Source organism: Kingella pumchi, assembly GCF_022288825.1.
Taxonomy (GTDB): Bacteria; Pseudomonadota; Gammaproteobacteria; order Burkholderiales; family Neisseriaceae; genus Kingella_D; species Kingella_D pumchi.
Genome location: NZ_JAKOOW010000071.1, coordinates 1 through 3,104, shown reverse-complemented (window position 1 = coordinate 3,104; position 3,104 = coordinate 1). Strand labels below are relative to the sequence as shown.

Here is a 3,104-nt window from a genome sequence, read left to right as displayed (position 1 = left end):
CGGCGGCGGCGGGGGCGGCGGCACGTCGGCCGCTGCCGGCCGCGTCAGTGCCAAAGCAGATAGACAAAGGGCAAGCCCAACAGCAAACCGCTTAAAAATTCCTGCGTCATGTTTATTCCCCATCTTGATAATCTCCTGCCGCGCCTTGCTTAAGCATGCCGATAGCGACGCGGAACACAAAGGCGACGAACATCATGCCCACCACGTAGGCGGCCACGGTCAAGCCGTCATCGAAGTCTTCCATCGGGTCGCACTCCGGAAAGGTCAAAACTACCGGCTGCCCGCCATACTGCCAAACGGCACCATGTTTCACAGGGTGAGACATGGTGCCGTCTGAACGGATGGCCGGCACCACCTGGCTAAGCACGAAGTCTTGCGCGTCCGCCTTATCGGCGAAGCAGCGCGCGCCCACGCGGTAACCGGTGCCGGACACGATTAGCCGCCCTTGCGGAACAGCTTCAAGCCTGCGCCGAAGACGACGCCGACCACCACGAAGCCGACGACTACGCCGCCGATGGTGTACAGGTCGGCAGTGCCGTCGGTCACAGCCTGGTTGCCGCTGATAGCTTCAGCGATTTTGCCGGCGGACGCGGTAGCGGCCATCATGGCGGTAGTGGCCGCAAAGGCCAGCTTCTGTTTCAAGTTTTTCATGATTTCAACTCCGGAGCAGTTTGTTTCACGGATTCTGGGCACCGCTCCTGTAAATACCCAAGAATGCTATTTAAATCGCGGATTGTGTCTTCCAAAAGCGACTTCCAGTGATGGCCATTGCGAGCAAGCCCCCTGACAATGAAAGGGTCATGGTAAAAAGGGTAAATAGTTGCCAAATATTCATAAAACCGATCAACCTTGCACATCATGTCTTCAATCGAACTCGCTACGCGCAGTTCTACTTCTTCATCAACTGGAAACAGCTTATCGTTCATCGGAAAAATAGACGACATCTTTATACCCCCGCAAAAAAACTTGAATGGTTACCACCTGATCGCGCTTGAGATGCGCGTACTTCTCAGGCTGCTTCGTGCGCACTTCGCACAATTCCGTGCCGCTGTCGCTACGGATTAAGAAGCCGAGGTAATGAACTTTGCGATAGCTGCCGTCGTCGTTCTTACGCTCTTTGACGAATTCCCGGTCGAACATACCGGTTAGAAAAAAGCCTTGCTTTGCTGCGTCTGACATATCAGTCTCCAATTAACACGCGAGTATCGTTTCCCGGTTGAGAAACGCCCATTTACTCCCGAGCAACTCGCGCAAAATCTCGGGGTAATTCGATTCGCACAGCGGCACATGCTGCCTGCAGGCCTGCGCGTAGCTGTATTGCCGCTTGGCCAAGCGGTACTGCTCGAACCACCGCACCCAGTTACGCAGCTTCTGCCGCCACAGGGCGGACGCGGCGCTGACAAACTGGAAATTACTGGTCGCCGCTTTCCACGGCAGCGCCTTGTCGTTCGACGTCTGGCATAAGCGGACGCCTTTGTCCGCTTCTTTGCGGCAGCCGATATGCTTGCCTATGTACTTGGCGACGTAGGCGGCCAAGCCCTTTGAGTTTGTCTTCACCGGCAGCAGTTCGGGACGTCCGAAGCCGTATCGCGGCATCGCTTCGCGCAGCCGCTTCCAGTGGGCGCGGATGGCAGCATTGGCGCTGCGGTAGTCCTTGGCGGCAACAGCGCGGAAATTCAGGCCGCGGCGGATATCCTCGCGCGTAGCCACTATCAGGTGATAGTGGATGCGGCCGGCCTTGGTGCGCTCGATGACGCGGATATAGTGCGGGTAATGGTTTCGCAGGAAGTTCGTGCGCAGGCTGTTGAAGCGCCGCTGCGCTTCCTTCGGGCATTGCACGTCATCGGCAAAAGTCAGTGTAAGGAATCCAACATGATGAAGGCCAAAACGGTCAATGAAAGCCCGAACATTAAGCTCCAAAGCGTAAGCGGATTTGCGATATGAAGTAGAAAAGTCATTCAAACCACCTTTGGGCGCTTGCGGCTTTGCCGCTTTAAAGCCCGTTTCTACGGGCTTTTCGCCCTTCTCAATTGAGTTGTTACTATTTAGACAAGGAAGGCGACCAGCGCCGTACACCTTGGCAACGTAGTGCAGTTTCGACCGCTGTAAGTCTGTGGCTTCCTTGATTCGCATTTCTCATTTTCTTAGAAAATAGATTTGCCGCGAATCATAGATACGCAGAATCTATATTGTCAAGAAAATATTTACCAAGCTTCTAAGAAAATGCATTATTAGAGACACCCAACCACAGGAAGCAGCACATGCCAAGCAAACACATCCAAGACCAAACATGGGAGCGCGTGAAAGAGCAGTACGTCCGCGCCGTCGTAACCACAAAGGCGGGATTCAAAGAAACGGAAATACTTAACCTACTGATTCTCAAGGGAATAGACAACATCACGGACGAAGACTACATCCGCGCAGCGTCAAAAAAAGTCTAGGCATCGAACCTAGACAATCTTTCATGCAGCCTGAAAGGCCGCCAAACGTGCGCCTGTAGCCGCAGGCCGTTCGGCCGGCCAGATCAAGTGGCCACTTGAACCCGCAGCCGGCCGCAGGCGGCAGAGCCGGCAGGCAGCGGCCGAAGCACCCATGCCGTGCGGCCTTGGTGCGGCCGAAGACGGGCAGGGCGCCGACCCTAGCGAGCGCCTGCTCACTAGCGAGCGGACGCACGCCAGGCGATAATAAACGGGCGTCCCCTTTATAACTCTAACGAATATAAAGGGGACACCCGTTTATCATCAAAGGCTTGCCTATGCTTACCGCCGCCCAGTGGCTCAACTGGTACAAACGCGAACGAAACTGCTACTCGGACTATCAGCTTGCCCGCCGCTGGCAGGTGGACACATCCGTAATCAGCCAATACCGGCGCGGCCGTCTGCGCCTGCCGCTGGCCGTCATTCTGGAGATTGCCGAAGCAACCGGCGCGGAACCGTTGGAAATCATCACTTCGCTTGAATTCCCGCGCGCGCCGCAGGCACACCGGGAACGCATCCGCCGCGCCTATTTTGACAGCCTGCTCAAGACGGCAGGCGACCGGATGGCGCGGCAGGCATGTGTTGCGGACTACCGCTGGCCGTAGGCCTGCGCCTGTTCGCATAATT

Annotated in this window: 6 protein-coding genes; 2 read left to right on the top strand and 4 right to left on the bottom strand. The window is 56.0% G+C overall.

Annotated elements, in window-relative coordinates:
• Positions 1-112 precede the first annotated feature (112 nt).
• The 4 genes from MB824_RS10905 to MB824_RS10890 form a co-directional block, all read right to left on the bottom strand.
• Positions 113-433, bottom strand: a complete 321-nt coding sequence (locus MB824_RS10905; protein ID WP_238748563.1) for a hypothetical protein — start codon at positions 431-433, stop codon at positions 113-115.
• A gap of 2 nt (positions 434-435) precedes the next feature.
• Positions 436-651, bottom strand: coding sequence for a hypothetical protein (locus MB824_RS10900; protein ID WP_238748562.1), 216 nt, complete (start codon positions 649-651; stop codon positions 436-438).
• Between the two features lie 264 nt (positions 652-915).
• Entirely contained in the window at positions 916-1,179 is a 264-nt protein-coding gene (locus MB824_RS10895) for a hypothetical protein (protein ID WP_238748561.1), read from the bottom strand.
• Between the two features lie 12 nt (positions 1,180-1,191).
• Complete coding sequence (locus MB824_RS10890) at positions 1,192-2,133, bottom strand: replication endonuclease (RefSeq protein ID WP_238748559.1); 942 nt, start codon at positions 2,131-2,133, stop codon at positions 1,192-1,194.
• A gap of 128 nt (positions 2,134-2,261) precedes the next feature.
• Between MB824_RS10890 and MB824_RS10885 the strand changes: the two genes are divergently transcribed.
• Positions 2,262-2,441, top strand: coding sequence for a hypothetical protein (locus MB824_RS10885; RefSeq protein WP_238748558.1), 180 nt, complete (start codon positions 2,262-2,264; stop codon positions 2,439-2,441).
• A 314-nt stretch (positions 2,442-2,755) separates the two neighbouring features.
• On the top strand, positions 2,756-3,082 hold the full coding sequence (locus MB824_RS10880) for a hypothetical protein (protein ID WP_238748557.1): 327 nt from the start codon (positions 2,756-2,758) through the stop codon (positions 3,080-3,082).
• Positions 3,083-3,104: the final 22 nt, after the last annotated feature.

Coding starts and splice junctions, on each gene's coding strand:
- MB824_RS10890 (WP_238748559.1), bottom strand. CDS start 2,133: ATGCGAATCAAGGAAGCCACAGACTTACAGCGGTCGAAACTGCACTAC.
- MB824_RS10900 (WP_238748562.1), bottom strand. CDS start 651: ATGAAAAACTTGAAACAGAAGCTGGCCTTTGCGGCCACTACCGCCATG.
- MB824_RS10895 (WP_238748561.1), bottom strand. CDS start 1,179: ATGTCAGACGCAGCAAAGCAAGGCTTTTTTCTAACCGGTATGTTCGAC.
- MB824_RS10880 (WP_238748557.1), top strand. CDS start 2,756: ATGCTTACCGCCGCCCAGTGGCTCAACTGGTACAAACGCGAACGAAAC.
- MB824_RS10885 (WP_238748558.1), top strand. CDS start 2,262: ATGCCAAGCAAACACATCCAAGACCAAACATGGGAGCGCGTGAAAGAG.